The sequence below is a fragment of the Loktanella sp. F6476L genome, assembly GCF_023015725.1.
In the GTDB taxonomy this organism is placed as follows: domain Bacteria; phylum Pseudomonadota; class Alphaproteobacteria; order Rhodobacterales; family Rhodobacteraceae; genus Yoonia.
The window spans coordinates 23,304-43,066 of sequence record NZ_JALKAR010000002.1; the positions used below are offsets into that span (position 1 = coordinate 23,304).

The window sequence follows — 19,763 nt, forward strand, 5'->3', positions numbered from 1 at the left end:
TGGGGAGATCGCTATGCTTGACCAAACAACTGACCTCGCTGGGCGCCTGTCCCGCCCTGACCTGATTTGCACAAAGGCCTATGTGGGCGGCGAATGGGTCGACGCAAAAGACGGGAAAACCTTCGACGTCATCAATCCGGCCCGCGGCGATGTGATTGCGAAGGTCACTGATTTGTCGCGCGAAGACGTCGCGGACGCGATCAAGATCGCCGAAGCCGCTCAAAAAGGCTGGGCCGCGTTGGCCGCCAAAGAACGTTCCAAAGTCCTGCGCAAATGGTTCGACCTGATGATGGCCAACCAAGAAGACCTTGCCCAGATCATGACCGCAGAACAGGGCAAACCGCTGACAGAAGCACGCGGCGAAGTCGCCTACGGCGCGTCTTTTGTGGAATGGTTCGGCGAAGAAGCAAAACGCGTTTACGGCCAGACGATCCCCGGCCATATGGCCGACAAACGCATCCAAGTGATCAAACAGCCAATCGGCGTGGCCGCTGGCATTACGCCTTGGAACTTCCCCAACGCGATGATTGCCCGCAAAGTGGCACCGGCACTGGCGGCCGGCTGTGCATTTGTTGTGCGTCCCGCGTCGCTGACACCGCTGTCTGCCCTTGCCATGGCGAAACTGGGCGAAGAAGCGGGTATTCCTGCTGGCCTGTTTTCCGTTGTGACATCTGATGACGCATCCGGCGTCGGCAAAGAATTCTGCGAAAATCCAATTGTGCGCAAATTGACCTTCACAGGCTCAACCCCTGTTGGGCGCATTTTGCTGAAACAAGCCGCTGATCAGGTGATGAAGTGTTCGATGGAACTTGGCGGCAATGCCCCGTTCATCGTCTTTGATGACGCTGATCTCGACGCTGCTGTCGAAGGCGCGATTGCCTGCAAATTCCGGAATAACGGGCAAACATGTGTCTGTGCCAACCGGATTTACGTGCAGGCGGGCGTCTATGACGCATTCGCAGAAAAGCTGAAAGTTGCGGTCGAAAAACTGGCCGTCGGTGACGGGCTGGAAGACGGCACGGCACTTGGCCCACTGATCGAACCGAAAGCCGTCACAAAGGTCGAAGAACACCTGAAAGACGCGTTATCCAAAGGTGCCACTGTTCTGACCGGTGGCAAGCCGCATGATCTGGGCGGGCTGTTCTTTGAACCGACAGTCGTCACAGGCGCGACCAAAGATATGCAGGTCGCAACTGACGAAACCTTCGGCCCATTCGCGCCACTGTTCAAATTCGAAGATACGGATGACGTGATTGCGCAAGCTAACGACACGATCTTCGGGCTCGCATCCTATTTCTACGCCAACGACCTCAGCCGCGTGACCAAGGTCGCAGAAGCGCTGGAATACGGCATTGTGGGTGTGAACACAGGTATCATCTCAACCGAAGTTGCGCCGTTTGGCGGTGTCAAACAATCCGGCTTGGGCCGTGAAGGATCCAGCCACGGCATGGATGACTACATGGAAATGAAATACATCTGCACATCCGTCTGATCTGCATGGGCGGGTGCGTATGCCCGCCCTTCACCAATCTGTGATGCGCCTTTGCTCCCCTTTACGCATCATGCCCATTAAGGTGTCAGAAAACACCACGGCGGACCCAATTCATGTCAAAATCTCGTAAAGCGACCCAGCGCCGCAAGGCAAAACAGGCCGCAGCCCCCGCACCCAAAACGCGTCGTTCTTTCCTGGCGATGGCCCCTTACATCATTGGCGGGATCATCGTCGCTGGTGGCATCGGATATATGGGGATCAGCACCGTCAGGGCTGATTTGGCGGAACAGGACCTCAGCAATATCGGAAATGGTATCCCGACGATTGTACAGGTCCACGATCCGGCCTGTGGGTCGTGTATCATTCTGGAAAAAGAAACACGCGCAGCGTTTTCGGACATCGACGACGATGATTTGGCATACCGCATTGCCAGCCTGACCTCTGATGTTGGCAGTGAATTTGCAGCAAAACATACAGCGGGTTTCGCGACCTTGTTGTTCTTCGACGCGGACGGCGTTTTGACCGATCGGATACATGGCGAAACCGACCGCGCGGAACTGAAGACCGCGTTTCAGGCGCATATCGAAGAAAATAGCTAAAAATAATTCCAAGCTCGCCAAGGATTGACCATTCGCATCCGTCCTATAACCGTGATGCGTATGACAACCAGCGACGAAGACTTGGCTTTAGCGGCCGCAAATGGGGACGGACAGGCGTTTGCGAGCCTGCTCGACCGTCATTACGACCGCCTGTTTGCCTATTGTTTTCGCATGACCGGTCAGCGATCCGAGGCAGAGGATCTGACGCAGGACATCTGTGCCGCCCTGCCCGCGAAACTAGCCAGCTATCAACGCCGTGCCAAGGTCACGACTTGGCTCTATAAGGTCGCAATGAATGCAGCCCACGACCGGCGGCGCAAACAGGCAACCTATGCCAAGGCAAGCGACGGCTGGGGCGACTGGGAAACCGCACGCACGGCGGTAAACGATGAAACTGCCGAACAAATCGACTGGCTGACCCAAGCGATGCGCCAACTGGTTCCCGACCTACGGGATACACTCGCGCTTGTGCTCGACGATATGACTCACGCGCAGGCAGCCGAAATCATGGGCGTGTCGGAAGGCACGATCAGCTGGCGCATATCAGAAGCCAAAAAGGCGCTCAAAGCATTGAAAGAAAAGGAGGACGCCGCATGACTGACGATCTAGACGACCTCAAGTCCATGATGACGACGCCAAAACCCGACCCGACCAAACGGGCTGCTGATTTGGCGATGGCGCAAAAAAATTTCGAAAACCTCCAAGGATCACGCGATGCGCCGCGTCCTACCCCTGTAACCGGCCTGAATGGCCTCTGGACAGGAGTAACGACTATGCTTTCATCAATGACATCCAAGGGCGGGCTGACCGCGACAACCGCGATTGTGGCCTGCGGGTTCTTGTTTTTGACGCCTACTGGGCAGGACATGTGGCGCACAGATGTGAAGGGGCTGACAAGCAACGAACACCTGATCGACCCACTGCCAGAAGACATCGGGACGGTCGACGTTCCTACACCTGAGCTTGATAAAGCGCTGGCTGAAGCGCCCGCGAATTTCACGACGCCCGCGCCGGTCGAGCAGCAGGACTTCGATTTCGAAGTCGATGACAGTGTCTTAGCCGCGGCACCAGAGGCACGCGGGCGGGTGATTGACGCCCCCTTCGCAATGGACACCGTCGACGAAGCCCCCGTAGCGTCGCTTGCCGCACCAACCGTCAGGTCAAATGCGGTTAGAACAGCCACCGAGGAATCGTTCGTAACAGGCGGCCCCGAAATGGCCCCAGTTCTTGCCCCTGATACGGAAACCTTCGCCAACGCCGCTGTAAACCCGCTGAAGGTCACGTCTGAAGACCCCGTTTCGACCTTTTCCATCGACGTGGATACGGCGTCCTACGCGCTGGTCCGTAACACCATCATGCGCGGCCAGCTTCCTCTTGCGGATTCGGTACGAGTCGAGGAAATGATCAACTATTTCCCTTACGACTACCCAGCCCCCGAAGCAGGTGGCGATCCGTTCCAACCCACCGTCAGCGTGATGCAGACGCCGTGGAATGTGGACACGCAGTTGGTGCACATTGCGCTGCAAGGCGAAATGCCTGTCGTTGACGCGCGCCCGCCGCTGAACCTCGTTTTCTTAATCGACACATCCGGTTCAATGGCTGATCCGACCAAGCTGCCGCTGCTCAAGCAATCCTTCATGTTGATGCTCGACCAACTGCGCTCGGAAGACGAAGTCGCCATAGTCGAATATGCGGGCTCTGCTGGACAGGTGCTTGCGCCCACGCCTGCTGGTGAACGCGCCAAAATTCGCGCAGCGCTCAACGGCCTAGGCGCAGGCGGTTCAACCAATGGTCAAGGCGGGCTGGAACAGGCCTATACCGTGGCTGAAAGCATGGCCAAGGACGGTGAAGTCAGCCGCGTTTTGCTTGCCACAGATGGCGATTTCAACGTCGGCCTCAGCGATCCGTCAGGTTTGGAAAACTACATCGCCAAGAAACGGGATACCGGCACGTTCCTGTCTGTTTTGGGCTTTGGCCGTGGCAATCTGAACGATCAGACGATGCAAACGCTTGCGCAAAACGGCAACGGCACGGCGGCCTATATCGACACGTTATCCGAGGCGCAAAAAGTGTTGGTCGATCAATTGACTGGGGCGCTATTCCCGATTGCGAGCGACGTGAAAGTGCAGGTCGAATTTGATCCGACACAGATCGCCGAATACCGCCTGATCGGGTACGAAACACGCGCGTTGAACCGCGAGGATTTCAACAACGACAGGGTCGACGCAGGTGATTTAGGCGCGGGCCATACGGTGACGGCACTGTACGAAGTTACACCTGTCGGTAGCGCCGCCCGCATGACTGATCCGCTGCGTTACGGTGCGGCGCAGGTGGTCGCACCGCGCGACGAAATTGGATTTCTAAAGCTGCGCTACAAAGAACCGGGCGCAGAGACATCGCAACTGATCGAAACGCCCATTCTACGCGACACCGACGCGGGCGATGAAGCGTCATTTGCGGCAGCGATTGCAGGTTTTGGCCAGATTTTACGTGGGTCAAATTCCTTGGGCGCATGGTCCATGGGCGACGCAATCGCGCTGGCATCCGAAAGCAAAGGTGCCGATGAATACGGATACCGCGCAGAAGCGATCCAGCTGATGCGCCTCGCACAAAGCCTTGGGGCTGAGTAACGCGGAACAGCGGCTTGGCTTGGTTTTAACTAAGCCAAGCCAGACTACTGCCGGTCAGCCCGTCAGGCGTATATTCGCCTGATATCCACCCCTTGTAGCCGTCTTTTTTGATTTGCTTCACAAAGGCCGCCATATCGATATCACCATCTTCATCGGGGCTTTTGCGCCCCGGTGATTGGGCAAGCTGGACGTGGGTCACATGCTCTTTCACCTGTGCCCAGACAGACATCAGATCGCCATGGATTTGCTGCACGTGACAGGTGTCAAATTGCAACCCAAGCTGCGGCACATCTACTTCTTTCACAATCTCAACCGCTTGAATGCAGTCGTTCAGGAAATATCCCGGAACAAGCGATCCAGCCATCGGTTCGATCGTCAGGCTTTGATCAGGCGCAAATTCCGCAGCCCAGCGCAGGTTTTCAACAAAGGTTTCCAGCGCTTCAGGACCGGACGCAACACCCGCCATAATGTGGATATGTTTTGCACCAAGCGCCTTCGCATACCGATGTGTCCGGCGAAAATCTTGTTGAAACCGCGGACGACGCGTCGGGACAGCAGCAAAACCACGATCACCGCCGGTATAATTAGGTGGCGGGCATGTGATCATCGCAAGCGACAGTTCGTTGCGCCCCAACATATCCAGCATTTCAGGCACGGGATGATCGTAAGGGAACAGAACTTCGACCGCCTCAAATCCAGCCGACCGCGCCGCCCCAAACCGTTCCAAGAACGGAAACTCTGGAAACAACGTCGACAGATTGGCGCAGTATTTTGCCATTCGCTGGCCCCCTCATACAACCTTAAGCGGCATTAAGGGCGAAACCTGCCAGAAAATGCAACTCTTTATATGCGGGTCCGTACTTTAGCTTAATTCTGCTGCCGGGATGATAGGAAAGAACACATCATGCGACCGCACGCCGAACCAGGCGACGCCATCGACAAGGTCTTCCTCACCCAGATCAACAAGCCGATAAAACGATTTCCTGTCGATCAGCGCCTCCAGATTGGCGCGGATCAATACGTAGGGCGACGGCTCACCCGTTTCAGGGTCACGTACCACACGGATTGGATGATCAGGACCTGCAACAACTTCATCGCCCACGTTGGTCAGGAACTGTAAACCTGCGTAGGTCTTATCGAAATCAATGGCTACAAATGGCGCGTCATCCACCGTGATCCCGACTTTTTCGACAGGCGTGACGAGAAAGTAATCATCTCCATCACGCCGGATAATCGTCGAAAACAGGTTCACCAGCTCTTTACGGCCAATGGGGGTGCCCATGTAAAACCACGTCCCGTCGCGTGCGATCCGCATGTCAATGTCACCACAGAACGGCGGGTTCCACAGATGGACCGGCGGTAGACCCTTTTTGCCTTCTTTTGCCGCCGCACGCGCCGAAGATGCGAGACTTTCCGCCGAAGGGGTCACGATGATTTGTTCTGGGGTGCTTTTTGCCATTGGGGTTCTTTGGGTTATCTGCTGTTATACCCTTGATATAGCAAGTCCCGAGGAAAAGTCATGACCAATGCCACCGATCTAGTTGCAGATATCGAAACCCTTGGCGGTAAGCTGGCAGAGGCACGCGCCTCTATCGCGAAACGTTTTATCGGGCAGGACACTGTGGTTGACCTGACATTGACCGCACTGATCTGCGGTGGGCACGCGGTCTTGGTCGGCCTACCCGGCCTTGGGAAGACCCGCCTTGTCGATACACTGTCCACCGTGATGGGCCTGAATGGGAACCGCATCCAGTTTACGCCTGACCTGATGCCAGCCGATATCTTGGGGTCCGAGGTGTTGGACCAAGCCGCCGATGGCACCCGCGCGTTCCGGTTCATCGAAGGGCCTGTGTTCTGTCAGCTTCTGATGGCCGACGAAATTAACCGCGCGTCGCCGCGAACCCAATCCGCACTCTTGCAGGCGATGCAAGAAAAAGAGGTCACCATCGCAGGCGAACACCGTCCGCTTGGGACACCCTTCCACGTGCTCGCGACTCAAAACCCGATTGAACAAGAAGGCACCTATCCCCTGCCCGAAGCCCAGCTTGACCGCTTCCTCGTGCAAATCGACGTGCCGTATCCGGACCGCGACGCCGAACGTGATATCCTACTCGCAACGACAGGCACCTCAGACGAAGCCGTTAATGCCGTGTTCAGCGCCCAAGAATTGCTTGATGCGCAGACCTTGTTGCGCCGGATGCCTGTTGGCGAAAACATCGTTGAAATGATCCTCGATCTGGTGCGGTCGTGTCGTCCTGACGCCGATGCGCCCGACATCATCCGGCAAAACGTCGGCTGGGGTCCTGGGCCACGTGCAGCACAGGCCTTGATGCTGACCGTGCGGGCATCCGCCTTGCTCGATGGACGCCTAGCGCCTTCTGCCGAAGACGTGCGCCGCATGGCGATTCCCGTGCTGGAACACCGCATGGCGCTGACATTCGCAGCGCGTGCGCGCGGCGAAACGATCCAGAACGTCATCAATACAGCCGCCACATTGATCACAAAGGTTGAGGCGGCAGCGTGATCACACCACTCGCCCTCCGGTCCGAGGCAGAAAGCCTTTCCAGCGCCCTGCCGCCGCTTTTGGCAGAGGCGGAACAACTGGCTGCGACCGTTCTGCTGGGCGATCACGGACGCAGACGGGCGGGCACTGGCGACACGTTTTGGCAATACCGCCCCGCGCAGGACACGGACGAGGCGCGTAGCATCGACTGGCGGCGGTCCGCACGATCCGACACTAATTTTGTGCAGGACAAAGAATGGCAGATCGCACAATCGATTTTGCTGTGGGTCGATCAAACCGCGGCGATGTCGTTTACCTCTGACAAGAACCTCGCCAGCAAAGGGCACCGTGCGCGCACCATCGCGCTTGCCACCGCGATTTTGCTGATCAGAGGCGGCGAACGTGTCGGGCTGACGGGGCTGCGGTTGCCGCCCAAGCGCGGCGAACAGCAATTGGCGCAGATGGCGGCATTATTGGCCGAAGACAGCGATAAAGATTTTGGCGCCCCCGAAGCGCAAGGCATGTTGCCCCATTCACGTGCCTTGTTCATCAGTGATTTCCTCGGCGACATCGAACCCACCCGCGACGCTTTGTTCAAAGCGGCTGATCGGGGCGTGCGCGGCGCGCTTTTGCAAATCCTAGACCCTCAGGAAGAAGCGTTCCCCTTTGATGGCCGGACCATTTTCCAATCCATGTCGGGCACGATGCAGCACGAAACACTGAAAGCAGGCGATTTGAAATCCCGCTATCTTGATCGACTGGCCCAGCGCAAAGAAGACCTGCAATCGCTCGCGCGTATGACCGGTTGGCAGTTCCAAACACACCACACCAATACGGCCCCCAATACGGCCTTGATGTGGATTTACGGCGCGTTGGAGCGGCGCATATGACCCGACCGCCCCTTCTTTTGGTCTTAAATATCTCGGGGTTTGGGGCAGCGCCCCAACAGGCTCCGTCAGGAGACTTCGTAGCATGATGACTTTTGGCCCACTCGCGTTCACAGCGCCTTGGCTGCTTCTTGGACTGCTGGCCTTACCGATATTGTGGCTGGTTCTCAGGGCGGTCCCGCCCGCACCGATCAGACGCCGCTTTCCGGGCGTCGCGCTGTTGTTGGGACTGCAAGACACCGAAAGCCAATCGGACCGGACGCCGTGGTGGTTGCTTTTGCTGCGCCTTCTAGCCGTTGCAGCAGTGATCATCGGCTTTGCGGGTCCCGTTCTGAACCCGCAGACAAAGGCGACCGGCACAGGTCCACTGCTGATCATCGCAGATGGCACATGGGCTGACGCCCGCGATTGGCCTGCGCGCGTAGACCGGATGGATGCGCTTTTGGCAGAAGCAGCCCGCCAAGGTCGCACCGCCGCCGTCATGACACTGACCAATCTACCTGCGGATGGCGTCACCTTTCAGGCGGCCGATGTCGTGGCACAAACGCTGCCCAATTTGACACCCGCCCCATGGGAGCCGCAGTCAGACACACTGACCGACTTTGCCGCGACATTTGACGGCGGTTTTGAAACCTACTGGCTGTCGGACGGGCTGGCGCGGGACAATCGCGCTGATCTGCTTGACGCCCTCGAAGCCCAAGGTGCCGTCACTGTTTTCCAATCCCCGCGCCAAATCTACGGCGTCCGCCCACCGCGGCTGAACGACGGCGAAATCATCGTTTCCGCCACGCGCACGCCCGTAGGCCAGCCCGCGACCACCGATCTGATCGCCATCGGCTTTGATCCATCTGGCGTAGAACGGCAGCTGGCAACCGTGCCGCTGGACTTCGCCGCCGGTGAAGCCGTCGCAGAAACCGCGCTCGCCCTGCCGCCTGAATTGCGCAACCGCGTCACCCGTTTTGAGATCACAGGCGCACGGTCCGCAGCGGCGGTCAGCCTGACAGATGACAGCCTGAAACGCCGCGAAGTCGCCCTGATCGCCGGGCGCGACGACCGCGAAGGGCTGGAACTGCTGTCCCCGCTCTATTACCTGCGCGAAGCGCTGGAGCCGACCGCCGACCTGATCGACGGGACCTTGGACGATATTCTATTGGCCAATCCAGACGTGATTGTTCTGGCTGATGTCGCCACGCTCGCAGGCACGGAATCGGCGGATGTTTTGCAATGGGTTGAAAACGGCGGGTTGCTGTTACGCTTCGCAGGTCCCCGCCTTGCCGCATCTGACACAGGCCGCGCGGAACAAGATCCGTTGCTGCCGGTCCGCCTGCGATCCGGTGGCCGCAGTGTGGGCGGGGCTATGTCGTGGGGCGAACCCAAAGCGCTGGCACCGTTCAGTGAGACATCCCCTTTCTTCGGCTTGCCCGTGCCGGATGACGTCACTGTCACCGCACAGGTCATGGCCCAACCCGATCCGACGCTCGCAGATCGCGTGATTGCGCAACTGGCGGACGGCACGCCATTGGTCACGCGTGCAACGGCTGGTGAAGGGCAAATCGTTCTGGTTCATGTGACCGCGAACGCCGAATGGTCTTCGCTGCCACTGTCGGGCCTGTTCGTGCAGATGTTGGAACGGCTCGCGATTTCCACGAGTACACAGGCACCAAATGCCGAAGACCTTTCTGGTAGCACGTGGTTGCCGAACAGAGTTCTGGACGCGACCGGACGCCTTGAAGACGGCAGCACCTTGCCGGGTGTCGCGGGCGAAACGCTCGCCGCTGCGGAAACAGGTCCTGACCTACGGCCTGGTCTTTACACGGGCGACAACCGCCAGATTGCGGTTAACGTGATGCAAGCCGATAGCACGCTTGGGCCTGCTGCATGGCCTGCACGGATCGTTGTCGAAGGGATGAACGTCGCGCGCGAAACCGCCTTAAAAGGCTGGCTTTTGACGCTGGCGATTGGACTGCTTCTGATTGACGTGATCGCATCATTGGCGATCGGGGGCCGTCTACGCGGGCCGCGCGCGGATGCGATGGCGGCGATTGTTCTGGCGCTGCTGACGATGGGCGCGCCCGCAGATGCCCAGCAGGACGACGCATTCGCATTGCGCGCAACGTCCGAAGTTGTTCTGGGCCATGTCCTAACCGGCGATGCAGACCTCGACGCGGTTGCAAACGCAGGGCTGTTGGGGCTGTCCCAAACGCTGTTTCGGCGGACATCGATAGAACCCGCCGATCCGCTCGGTGTGAACATCGAAACCGATGAATTGGCGTTCTTCCCATTCCTATATTGGCCCATCACTGCAGACCAAGCCCTGCCATCACGCGAAGCTTATGCCAAGCTGAACCGCTATCTGCGGGGCGGCGGCATGATCCTGTTCGACACGCGCGATGCGGATACAGCAGGCTTTGGCACCGGATCACCCGAGGGGCGTAAATTACAGGCGATTGCGCGATCTCTCGACATCCCTTCAATTGAACCGATCCCTGAAGATCATGTTCTGACCCGCACCTTTTACCTGCTACAAGATTTCCCCGGTCGTTACGCGTCACGCGACATTTGGGTCGAAGCGGCCCCGTTGGTGACCGAACAGGCCGAAGGCGTACCGTTTCGCAACCTGAATGACGGCGTCACCCCCGTTGTCATTGGCGGCAACGACTGGGCGCGCGCATGGGCCGTGAACGAATACGGTGATCGGATGTTCCCCGTCGGGCGCGGTCAAGCTGGCGAACGGCAACGCGAAATTGCTTATCGGTTTGGCGTGAACCTGATCATGCATGTGCTGACAGGCAACTATAAGTCGGATCAGGTGCATGTCCCTGCCCTGCTGGATCGGTTGGGGCAATAACGATGAGCCATTTCCAAGCGGCACTGTCGGAGCCTCCGGCGGGGATATTTAAGACCAAAAGAAGCTGGGGGCAGCGCCTATGACTGCGATTGTTGTGCTTGATCCGCTGGTGCCGATGTTGGCGCTTTGGGGTGCGGCCGCGTTATGTGCTGTGGCCGTCGCACTTGCGTTATGGCGGCGATTGCCCGGGTGGTGGTTGCGTGGATTGGCGGGGCTTGCCCTGCTGGCCGCGCTTGCGAACCCGTCGCTGCAAAGCGAAGACCGCGACCCGCTGGCCGACATCATCGTGCTCGTTGTGGACGAAAGCGCCAGCCAACGCATTTCGGATCGCCCTGATCAGATTGCTGATGCGATTGCCAATGTGCGCGCCGAAATCGCCCGCCTGACGAACACCGAATTGCGCATTGTCCCGATTGGTGACAGCGCGATTGAAGGCGACAGCGGGACGCTGCTGATGACTGGACTGTCAGAAGCGCTTGCTGAAGAACCTCAAGGGCGGATCGCGGGTGTGATCCTGTTGACAGATGGACGGCTGCACGATGTGATCCGTGCGCCTGCGTTACCCGCGCCGCTACATACGCTTTTGACCGGACAACCTGACGATTGGGATCGTCGCCTTGTCGTCGCAAACGCCCCTGCCTTCGCCATTCTGGGCGAACCCGTGACGCTGACTTTACGCGTCGAAGATCAGGGGGCGGCCCCCGCGGACACCGCGTTTGTCCCGTTGACGATCGCGATTGATGGCGACGATCCTTTACCCTTTGAGATCCCCGTTGGGCGCGACGTTGAACTGCCGATCAATCTGCCGCATGGCGGGATGAACGTTCTGCAGTTCGAAATTCCGACCGCAGACGGCGAGCTGACAGACCGCAACAATAGCGCCGTTATACAGATCAATGGTGTGCGCGACCGTTTGCGTGTGTTGTTGGTATCGGGCGAACCCCATCCGGGCGAACGCACGTGGCGGAATTTGTTGAAATCAGATGCGTCGGTTGATCTGGTCCACTTCACCATTCTACGCCCTCCTGCCAAACAAGATGGCGTGCCGGTGAACGAACTGTCCCTGATCGCATTTCCGACCCGTGAGTTGTTCCTTGAAAAGATCGACGAATTCGACCTGATCATTTTCGACCGCTATTCGCGGCGCGGTATTTTGCCGAATGAATACCTCGATAATATTCGCCAATACGTGGAAAATGGTGGTGCGGTTTTGGTATCCTCTGGCCCTGAATACGGATCAGCGGAAAGCATTTACCGTTCCCCATTGGGCGCGGTCCTGCCCGGTGCGCCAACTGCGCGGGTTTTTGAAGAAGGCTACACGCCACAGATCACCGACATCGGCAACCGCCATCCTGTCACCGAAGGACTTGCCGCCTTTTCCCCGCCTGCGGACGATGGCGACGGTCCTGGTTGGGGGCGTTGGTTCCGGATGGTTGATGTGATCGCCGCACCAAATGCGACCACTGTAATGAGCGGTCTGGATGATCGCCCGCTGCTGACGCTTGAACGGATCGGGCTGGGACGTGTGGCGCTGATTGCGTCGGATCAATCTTGGCTGTGGGATCGTGGATACGAAGGCGGCGGTCCGCAATTGGAACTGCTACGCCGTCTAGCTCATTGGATGATGCAAGAACCTGAGCTGGAAGAAGAATCGCTTTGGGCAGACCCGACGGGCCAAACGATGCGGATCATTCGTCGTACGCTTGAGACTGAAACAGACGACGTGACCGTGACCCATCCGGACGGCACGGAAACCGTTCTGACGCTGGAAGAGGAATCACCGGGCCGGTTCGAGACCCTGTGGGAAGCCCCCGAAATCGGGCTGTACCGCCTGACGGACGGCACATTGGATGCGGTGATTGCATTGGGACCAGCAGCGCCCCGTGAATTTGAACAGACGATTGCAACGGGTGACCTGCTTGAGCCGCTTGTGAACAGCACGCGAGGTGGCATTTTGCGGGTATCAGACGGCGACATTGACCTGCGTGAAGTCCGTGCAGGACGCCCCGCTGCGGGTCGCGGATGGTTCGGGATCACACCGCGCGAGGCCTATCAAACTGCCGATATTTCTATCGCGCCATTGTTGCCAGCATGGGCATTCTTGCTGCTGGCGTCATTGCTGATTATCGGGGCGTGGGTCCGCGAAGGACGCCAATAAAGACGCGAGCCTAGCGCGGCAGTTCCACCAATGTGCGGTCATCGAACCAGCCGTCCACATTGTCGCGGGTGCGGATGTAGACTTCGGTCACGCCCTCTGGAATGACAATGCCGCCTTGCGACCGCGTGAACGGTTGTTCGTTCACATGTGGATGTGCCAAGGGCCGCAAACCAAGTTGGTTGCCGTCCGCGTCAATAACTTCCCAGCCATCTGCGTAATGATCCCAACCGGTATCAGGATGCAGAATAGCGACATCAAAGCGCCATGTCTCCCCTGTGCGAGTTACAGTGATATCGACGACCTCTGGGGCGTCGGCAAACGCAGCACCAGACATCAGGGCAAGGACAGTGGAAAGGGTTTTGAGTTTTTTCATGGGTACTTGCCTAACAAAATATCACGCGGAAGCGATGCAAATTCTCGTGACCAGACAAGCCAGATCACTGCCAGCGTGGCCAAGATGAAGGCGGTTGACCCGACTAGCCACGCCAATCCACCCAAAGCAAAGTACATCGACCGCAGCCCGCGATTAAAGTTGATTGCGGCGCGGATATTCAATTCCGCGGCCTGCATAGCACGTCCCATCGCGTCAGGATGGTTTGGATCGTTTGGAACAGCCGCCATCATGACCGAACAATAGCCGAAAATCCGGTTGGCCCAGACGAATTTCAAAAAGCCGTTGGTGAGCATAAGGGCCACAAGACCCAGCTTTACCTGCCAGACGACAATCGGGATGTCGTCAGTCGAAATTTCAGCGGCGACCCCCTGCAATGGGTCCGTATTCGCGATCAAAGCAAAGACACCACCAATGGCGAAAATGCAGGTCGATGCGAAGAACGCAGTGCCCTGTCGCAAGCTGCCCATGATCTGACTGTCGAAGATTCGCGGCTCTCTTCCGATAAAGACGCGCAACCATTCGCGTCGGTTTTCTGACATGATTTTCGTCACGGACGGGCGTGACTTCGGCGGATGTTCGATCATCCAACCCAATATAAAATAAGCAAAACCTAGGAATGCAGCGGCTGCGGCATCCCAATAGGTCAATAAGGCAAGGTGTTCGATCATTTGCATGGACAAACACTACGCCGAACCGGTTTTACTTGCCATGCCTGAAAATTGGTTATATTTCCTTACCAATCGTGCAAATGCCCGTCAGCCACCGATCAGGAGCCCACCATGCAAATGCCCACACCAAGTGCCACCGTCATCGCACGCAAATCGCAAATCGTTGACCGCCTGCGTCAGGTGCTACCTGCGGATGCTGTAATCGACGATGTTGCGGAAACACGGGCCTATGAATGCGATGGATTGTCGGCGTATCGCTGCCCGCCTTTGTGTGCTGTTCTGCCAGCCTCGACCGAAGAAGTTTCGGCAGTTCTGAAAATCTGCTCTGAAATGGGTGTGCCGGTGGTCCCCCGCGGATCGGGCACGTCGTTGGCCGGTGGGGCGATGCCAACAGCGGATTCGGTGATCTTGGGCGTGGCAAAGCTGAACGATGTGCTGGAAACGAACTACAACGACCGGATCATTCGAGTGCAAACAGGCCGGACGAACCTGTCCGTGACGGGTGCCGTTGAAACTGACGGCTTTTTCTACGCTCCCGACCCGTCCAGCCAGTTGGCCTGCGCGATTGCGGGCAACATCGCGATGAATTCTGGCGGGGCGCATTGCCTGAAATATGGGGTGACAACCAACAATCTGCTGGGCGTGACCATGGTGATGATGGACGGCACAATCGTCGAAATCGGCGGCGGGCATCTGGACGCAGGCGGGCTTGATCTGTTGGGCGTGATTTGCGGGTCCGAAGGACAGTTGGGCGTCGTCACAGAGGCGACCCTGCGCATCCTGCATAAACCCGAAGGGGCGCGGCCCGTACTGATGGGCTTTGACAGTTCTGAAGTGGCCGGTGCCTGTGTGTCCGACATCATCAAGGCTGGCGTTCTGCCGGTTGCGATCGAATTCATGGACCGCCCCTGCATCGAGGTTTGCGAGGCGTTTGCCAAGGCAGGCTACCCGATGTGCGAGGCGCTGCTTATCGTCGAAGTCGAAGGATCAGACGCAGAAATCGACGAACAGCTTGAAAAAATCATGTCAATCGCAAAGACGCACAACCCAGTGGAACTGCGCGAAGCGAAAAATGCGGATGAAGCAGGCCGCATTTGGTTGGGCCGTAAATCGGCGTTTGGCGCGATGGGTCAGGTCAATGATTACATGTGCCTCGACGGGACCATTCCTGTGTCAGCGCTGCCCGAGGTGCTGCGCCGCATTCAAGAACTGTCAAAGGAATTTGGCCTTGATGTGGGCAACGTTTTCCACGCGGGCGACGGTAATATGCACCCGCTGATCCTGTATAACGCCAACAAACCGGGCGATCTGGAACTTTGCGAAGCGATGGGGGCGGAAATCTTGAAGGTTTGCGTTGAAGTTGGCGGATGCCTGACGGGCGAACACGGCGTGGGGATCGAAAAACGCGATCTGATGAATGTTCAGTTCGATCCGGTTGATTTGGAACTGCAAATGGCGGTGAAGGATGTGTTTGATCCGCAATGGTTGCTGAACCCTGCCAAAGTCTTTCCGCTCGCCACGTCAGAAGACCGCCGCGCGGCGTAGCGTTTGCGGCGCATGACAGATTGGGGGCCAGCCCCCAAACCCCCGAGATATTTAGGACCAAAAGAAGCTATGCCAGACCAAGCCAAGACAGTGACAAACGAGACCGAGCTATCCGGCGCAATTGCTGATGCCACGGGGCCGCTGCGCATTGTCGGCGGCGGGACCCGCCCTATCGGGACACCTGCGGATGGCACGATTCTATCGACTGCGGCGCTAAGCGGGATCACATTGTACGAACCGGGGGCGCTGACCCTCGTCGCGCAAGCGGGCACCCCGATTGCTGAGATCGAGACGGCATTGGACGCCGAAAACCAGCGGTTGGCGTTCGAGCCGATGGATCACCGCGCGTTGTTGGGAACCAGCGGGACGCCGACAATTGGCGGCGTGGTAGCGGCCAACGTGTCGGGGCCACGCCGCATCGCCGTTGGGGCATGCCGCGACTTTATGTTGGGCGTCCGTTTTGTGGACGGCGCTGGTCAAATCGTGAAAAACGGTGGCCGCGTGATGAAAAACGTCACCGGATATGATCTGGTGAAGTTGCTGACCGGATCCTACGGCACGCTAGGCGTTTTGACCGAAGTGTCTTTGAAGGTGCTACCGAAGCCGGAAACATCCGCGACTTTGGCTATCTCTGGACAAGACATCACACAGGCTGTCGCTGCGATGTCGTCTGCACTTGGATCGCCTTTTGAAATCACGGGTGCTGCCTATCGGTCCGACAATGACGGTCAAACGCTATTGCGGATCGAAGGTTTCGAGAAATCAATCGCATACCGGACGGAGCAGCTGAAGGATCGGCTGAAATCCTTTGGAGACATTGACGTCGTCACCGAAGACCCGTGGTCAGACATCTCGAATGTGACCGCATTTGCCGGCAGCGACGCAGATGTCTGGCGGATATCCGTACGGCCAAGCGATGCGCCCGCAGTCGCCGCATCACTGCCCGGTCAAAGCCAGATCATGTTGGACTGGGGCGGCGGCCTGATTTGGGCAGCCGTGCCCTCGGGGTCCGACGTACGGTCTGGCCTTGGGGCGATCAAGGGGCACGCAACGCTGATCCGCGGTGTCGCCGAGGTACCAACTTTCCAGCCGGAACCAGCACCGCTTGCTGCAATCAGCGCAGGGCTGCGCGCAAAATTTGACCCTCGCGGGATATTGAACACGGAGATGATGGCCTGATGCAAACGACTTTTACACCAGAACAGCTGACTGATCCGGGCACACAGCGGGCCAACGAAATCCTGCGAGCCTGCGTGCATTGCGGGTTCTGCACTGCCACATGTCCAACGTATCAGGTTCTTGGCGATGAACTGGATAGCCCCCGCGGCCGGATCTACCTGATCAAGGATATGCTTGAAAACGAACGGGTGCCGGATGAGAAAACGGTCAAACACATCGACCGTTGTCTATCGTGTCTGGCTTGCATGACGACCTGCCCGTCTGGGGTTCACTATATGCACCTGATCGACCATGCGCGTGCGTATATTGAGGAAAACTATGATCGCCCGCTGTCTGAACGCGCCCTACGTTGGGTGCTGGCGCGGATTTTGCCGTACCCGACGAGGTTCCGCGTGGCGTTGCTTGGCGCTAAGATTGTACGACCCTTCGCACGGTTCGTGCCTGATCCGCGCCTGCGGGCTATGATCGCGATGGCCCCTAAACAGGTCCCGCCTGTCAGCAAGAACGACGACCCGCAAACCTTTGCGGTGGCAGAACCCAAGATGCGGGTGGCACTGATGACTGGCTGTGCGCAGCGGGCGTTGAACACCGATATCAACGACGCGACGATCCGGCTGCTGACCCGTCATGGCGCCGAGGTGGTGATCCCCGACGGCCAAGGCTGCTGCGGAGCATTGACCCACCACATGGGCAAAGAAACCGAAAGCCACGCGACCGCCGCCAAGAATATCAAGGCATGGGTGAAACAGATGGATGCAGGCGGGTTGGACGCCATTGTGATCAACACATCCGGCTGTGGGACGACCGTCAAAGACTATGGTCATATGTTCCGCAACGACCCCCTCGCCGCAGATGCAGCACGCGTGTCCGCGATTGCGATGGACGTGTCTGAGGTGCTGATGAAACTGGACCTGCCGAAGGGCGACGCGAAAGGCACGAAGGTCGCTTATCATGCCGCATGTTCGCTGCAGCATGGCCAACAGATCAAGACATACCCCAAAGACCTGCTCAAGAACGCGGGTTTCACGGTGCTCGAACCTAAAGACAGCCACCTGTGCTGCGGGTCTGCGGGCACCTACAACCTGATGCAGCCAGAGATTTCTGGGCAGTTGAAGGAACGTAAGGTACAGACGCTTGAAGCATTGACGCCGGACATCATTGCGGCAGGCAACATTGGTTGCATGATGCAAATCGGTAGCGCGACGGATGTACCAATTGTCCACACCGTGGAACTGTTGGATTGGGCCACAGGCGGACCGCAGCCCCCTGCCCTGACGGCTGATAAAAACGCCACACCTGCCGTGCCAATGCTACGCTGACGCCTTATTATCGCCGTACGGATCAATCACATTGCGACGAACCTCCAGATAGGGCCGTGTTATGATCCGTTCTCTTGTTTTGATCGCTGCAACCATTGTGGGTGGCTCTGTCGCCACTGCGCAAACCAACGCGGGGTCAGCGCTGGTCACGCTTGAGACGCGGCAAGACAGCCAAGGCTGGGAAGCGGTCGGTCGGCTTGATGTCATTGATAAGGGCTTTTGCACGGCTGCATTGATCAGGGACAAACTGCTGCTGACTGCGGCACATTGTGTTTACGATGACGATGATCAGCTGATTTCGGCAGATGAATTTATCTTTCAATCCGGTTTGAAAAACGGACGTGCAGAGGCCACGCGCGGGATTAGCCGACTTGTGGTCCACCCCGATTACGATCCGACCGGCGATGGTGCGCGTGTGAATAACGTCGCCCATGACATTGCGGTGCTTGAGCTGGACCAACCAATCCGCAGAACGCGCATCCAACCCTTTCCGATTGCTGCCAGACCAACAGCCGGAGACCAGATTTCCATCGTGTCCTACGGGAAAGATCGGTCAGAAGCACCAAGCCTGCAAGAAAACTGTTCGGTGTTGGGTCGCCAGAACGGGGCGATTGTCATGAATTGCGAGGCAGAGTTCGGATCAAGCGGATCACCCGTGTTTCGTGTGCAAAACGGACGCGCACAAATCGTATCCGTTGTGTCGGCCATCGCACAAGCGGGCGGAAAACAAGTGTCGCTTGGCACGTCGCTGCAAGACCCGCTGCAAGAATTGTTAGCACATTTCGCGAGCGTCGGTCCGGCCCAAGCCGGTGGTAGCCAACGTTTGATCACCTTGGGTGAACGCAACACAACAGGCGCAAAATTTGTGCGCCCCTAGGCGATACTGCGCCCCTTGAAATCCATTTTCGACGTCACCACATCTTTATCACGAGGCCGCCAATGATGGGGCCTTTGCCAAACCGCCTGTCCCCTATGGGAAGGCATCACATTGTTATCGCTTGATAAAGGATGACCCAAATGCGTCGACTTGATTTGACACCCCTGTACCGTGCCACTGTTGGCTTTGACCAAATTGCCGATCTGATGGATCGCGCGCTTGCCAATGACGTGAGCCAGAACAGCTACCCCCCTTATAACATCGAGAAGATCGAAGAAGACGGTTGGCGGATTGCCATTGCTGTTGCCGGTTTTTCTGACAACGACCTGTCGATCGAAGTGCGCGATCGCGCGCTTGTTGTGACAGCCCGTAAAGCGGACGACGAGGCCGAAAAGACCTACCTGCATCGTGGTATCGCGACCCGTGCTTTTGAACGTCGCTTTACGCTTGCCGACCACGTCCGCGTGACCGGTGCGTCCCATGTGGACGGCATGCTGAACATTGATCTTGTGCGCGAAGTGCCAGAAGCCCTGAAACCGCGTCAGATTGAAATTAGCAAAGCGCCGAAAAGCGATGCGAACCTCGTTGAGGCGAACGCTGTAAACTAATCGGATTGCGACGGGTGATGACCCGTCGCGCCACGGGGGGGGGGGGGGGGGGGGGG

17 protein-coding genes are annotated in these 19,763 nt (G+C 57.9%); 13 read left to right on the forward strand and 4 right to left on the reverse strand.

What is annotated here, in order from left to right:
- The first annotated feature begins 13 nt into the window (after nucleotides 1-13).
- The 4 genes from MWU61_RS05340 to MWU61_RS05355 all read left to right on the forward strand — a co-directional run bounded on the left by MWU61_RS05340 (nucleotide 14) and on the right by MWU61_RS05355 (nucleotide 4,721).
- Nucleotides 14-1,492: an NAD-dependent succinate-semialdehyde dehydrogenase gene (locus MWU61_RS05340; protein WP_247127257.1), complete on the forward strand. Its 1,479-nt coding sequence runs from the start codon at nucleotides 14-16 to the stop codon at nucleotides 1,490-1,492.
- Nucleotides 1,493-1,605: 113 nt separating this feature from the next.
- Nucleotides 1,606-2,091: a thioredoxin family protein gene (locus MWU61_RS05345; RefSeq protein WP_247127258.1), complete on the forward strand. Its 486-nt coding sequence runs from the start codon at nucleotides 1,606-1,608 to the stop codon at nucleotides 2,089-2,091.
- A gap of 60 nt (nucleotides 2,092-2,151) precedes the next feature.
- Nucleotides 2,152-2,688 (forward strand): RNA polymerase sigma factor, encoded by a 537-nt coding sequence (locus tag MWU61_RS05350; RefSeq protein WP_247127259.1) that lies wholly within the window; start codon nucleotides 2,152-2,154, stop codon nucleotides 2,686-2,688.
- Nucleotides 2,685-4,721 carry a VWA domain-containing protein gene (locus MWU61_RS05355; protein ID WP_247127260.1) on the forward strand — a complete coding sequence of 679 codons (2,037 nt, stop codon included), beginning with the start codon at nucleotides 2,685-2,687 and terminating at the stop codon, nucleotides 4,719-4,721. The genes MWU61_RS05350 and MWU61_RS05355 overlap by 4 nt, the downstream gene beginning before the upstream one ends.
- A 25-nt stretch (nucleotides 4,722-4,746) precedes the next feature.
- Here MWU61_RS05355 and MWU61_RS05360 read toward each other — a convergent pair whose 3' ends face one another.
- Both MWU61_RS05360 and MWU61_RS05365 read right to left on the reverse strand, forming a co-directional pair.
- Complete coding sequence (locus MWU61_RS05360) at nucleotides 4,747-5,499, reverse strand: TIM barrel protein (RefSeq protein WP_247127261.1); 753 nt, start codon at nucleotides 5,497-5,499, stop codon at nucleotides 4,747-4,749.
- An 84-nt stretch (nucleotides 5,500-5,583) separates the two neighbouring features.
- Nucleotides 5,584-6,180, reverse strand: coding sequence for a DUF1285 domain-containing protein (locus MWU61_RS05365; RefSeq protein ID WP_247127262.1), 597 nt, complete (start codon nucleotides 6,178-6,180; stop codon nucleotides 5,584-5,586).
- A 60-nt stretch (nucleotides 6,181-6,240) separates the two neighbouring features.
- Here MWU61_RS05365 and MWU61_RS05370 point away from each other — a divergent pair, with 60 nt between their 5' ends.
- The 4 genes from MWU61_RS05370 to MWU61_RS05385 all read left to right on the forward strand — a co-directional run bounded on the left by MWU61_RS05370 (nucleotide 6,241) and on the right by MWU61_RS05385 (nucleotide 13,117).
- Complete coding sequence (locus MWU61_RS05370; RefSeq protein WP_247127263.1) at nucleotides 6,241-7,245, forward strand: MoxR family ATPase; 1,005 nt, start codon at nucleotides 6,241-6,243, stop codon at nucleotides 7,243-7,245.
- A complete protein-coding gene (locus MWU61_RS05375; RefSeq protein WP_247127264.1) occupies nucleotides 7,242-8,114 on the forward strand; it encodes a DUF58 domain-containing protein in 873 nt (290 codons plus the stop codon). The genes MWU61_RS05370 and MWU61_RS05375 overlap by 4 nt, the downstream gene beginning before the upstream one ends.
- A gap of 82 nt (nucleotides 8,115-8,196) precedes the next feature.
- Entirely contained in the window at nucleotides 8,197-10,959 is a 2,763-nt protein-coding gene (locus MWU61_RS05380) for a DUF4159 domain-containing protein (RefSeq protein WP_247127265.1), read from the forward strand.
- 79 nt (nucleotides 10,960-11,038) lie between these two features.
- Entirely contained in the window at nucleotides 11,039-13,117 is a 2,079-nt protein-coding gene (locus tag MWU61_RS05385; RefSeq protein WP_247127266.1) for a hypothetical protein, read from the forward strand.
- A gap of 10 nt (nucleotides 13,118-13,127) precedes the next feature.
- Here the strand turns inward: MWU61_RS05385 and MWU61_RS05390 are convergent, their stop codons facing one another.
- Together MWU61_RS05390 and MWU61_RS05395 are read right to left on the reverse strand one after the other, a co-directional pair.
- The gene (locus MWU61_RS05390) at nucleotides 13,128-13,490 is read right to left on the reverse strand and encodes a hypothetical protein (RefSeq protein ID WP_247127267.1); all 363 of its coding nucleotides are present in this window, start codon (nucleotides 13,488-13,490) and stop codon (nucleotides 13,128-13,130) included.
- The gene (locus MWU61_RS05395; RefSeq protein ID WP_247127268.1) at nucleotides 13,487-14,185 is read right to left on the reverse strand and encodes a DUF599 domain-containing protein; all 699 of its coding nucleotides are present in this window, start codon (nucleotides 14,183-14,185) and stop codon (nucleotides 13,487-13,489) included. Before MWU61_RS05395 ends, MWU61_RS05390 begins: the two co-directional genes overlap by 4 nt.
- 105 nt (nucleotides 14,186-14,290) lie before the next feature.
- On the opposite strand from MWU61_RS05395, the gene MWU61_RS05400 reads away from it, so the two are divergent.
- From MWU61_RS05400 to MWU61_RS05420, 5 genes are all read left to right on the forward strand, one after another.
- On the forward strand, nucleotides 14,291-15,724 hold the full coding sequence (locus MWU61_RS05400) for an FAD-linked oxidase C-terminal domain-containing protein (protein ID WP_247127269.1): 1,434 nt from the start codon (nucleotides 14,291-14,293) through the stop codon (nucleotides 15,722-15,724).
- A 69-nt stretch (nucleotides 15,725-15,793) separates the two neighbouring features.
- Nucleotides 15,794-16,903 (forward strand): FAD-binding protein, encoded by a 1,110-nt coding sequence (locus MWU61_RS05405; protein ID WP_247127270.1) that lies wholly within the window; start codon nucleotides 15,794-15,796, stop codon nucleotides 16,901-16,903.
- Nucleotides 16,903-18,222 (forward strand): glycolate oxidase subunit GlcF, encoded by a 1,320-nt coding sequence (gene glcF, locus MWU61_RS05410; protein WP_247127271.1) that lies wholly within the window; start codon nucleotides 16,903-16,905, stop codon nucleotides 18,220-18,222. The genes MWU61_RS05405 and glcF overlap by 1 nt, the downstream gene beginning before the upstream one ends.
- 61 nt (nucleotides 18,223-18,283) lie before the next feature.
- Nucleotides 18,284-19,099: a trypsin-like serine protease gene (locus tag MWU61_RS05415; protein ID WP_247127272.1), complete on the forward strand. Its 816-nt coding sequence runs from the start codon at nucleotides 18,284-18,286 to the stop codon at nucleotides 19,097-19,099.
- A 140-nt stretch (nucleotides 19,100-19,239) separates the two neighbouring features.
- A complete protein-coding gene (locus MWU61_RS05420) occupies nucleotides 19,240-19,707 on the forward strand; it encodes an Hsp20 family protein (protein WP_247127273.1) in 468 nt (155 codons plus the stop codon).
- Nucleotides 19,708-19,763: the final 56 nt, after the last annotated feature.

Coding starts and splice junctions, on each gene's coding strand:
- MWU61_RS05405 (WP_247127270.1), top strand. CDS start 15,794: ATGCCAGACCAAGCCAAGACAGTGACAAACGAGACCGAGCTATCCGGC.
- MWU61_RS05365 (WP_247127262.1), bottom strand. CDS start 6,180: ATGGCAAAAAGCACCCCAGAACAAATCATCGTGACCCCTTCGGCGGAA.
- MWU61_RS05415 (WP_247127272.1), top strand. CDS start 18,284: ATGATCCGTTCTCTTGTTTTGATCGCTGCAACCATTGTGGGTGGCTCT.
- MWU61_RS05355 (WP_247127260.1), top strand. CDS start 2,685: ATGACTGACGATCTAGACGACCTCAAGTCCATGATGACGACGCCAAAA.
- MWU61_RS05420 (WP_247127273.1), top strand. CDS start 19,240: ATGCGTCGACTTGATTTGACACCCCTGTACCGTGCCACTGTTGGCTTT.
- MWU61_RS05340 (WP_247127257.1), top strand. CDS start 14: ATGCTTGACCAAACAACTGACCTCGCTGGGCGCCTGTCCCGCCCTGAC.
- MWU61_RS05380 (WP_247127265.1), top strand. CDS start 8,197: ATGATGACTTTTGGCCCACTCGCGTTCACAGCGCCTTGGCTGCTTCTT.
- MWU61_RS05360 (WP_247127261.1), bottom strand. CDS start 5,499: ATGGCAAAATACTGCGCCAATCTGTCGACGTTGTTTCCAGAGTTTCCG.
- MWU61_RS05350 (WP_247127259.1), top strand. CDS start 2,152: ATGACAACCAGCGACGAAGACTTGGCTTTAGCGGCCGCAAATGGGGAC.
- MWU61_RS05390 (WP_247127267.1), bottom strand. CDS start 13,490: ATGAAAAAACTCAAAACCCTTTCCACTGTCCTTGCCCTGATGTCTGGT.
- MWU61_RS05395 (WP_247127268.1), bottom strand. CDS start 14,185: ATGCAAATGATCGAACACCTTGCCTTATTGACCTATTGGGATGCCGCA.
- MWU61_RS05345 (WP_247127258.1), top strand. CDS start 1,606: ATGTCAAAATCTCGTAAAGCGACCCAGCGCCGCAAGGCAAAACAGGCC.
- MWU61_RS05370 (WP_247127263.1), top strand. CDS start 6,241: ATGACCAATGCCACCGATCTAGTTGCAGATATCGAAACCCTTGGCGGT.
- glcF (WP_247127271.1), top strand. CDS start 16,903: ATGCAAACGACTTTTACACCAGAACAGCTGACTGATCCGGGCACACAG.
- MWU61_RS05400 (WP_247127269.1), top strand. CDS start 14,291: ATGCAAATGCCCACACCAAGTGCCACCGTCATCGCACGCAAATCGCAA.
- MWU61_RS05385 (WP_247127266.1), top strand. CDS start 11,039: ATGACTGCGATTGTTGTGCTTGATCCGCTGGTGCCGATGTTGGCGCTT.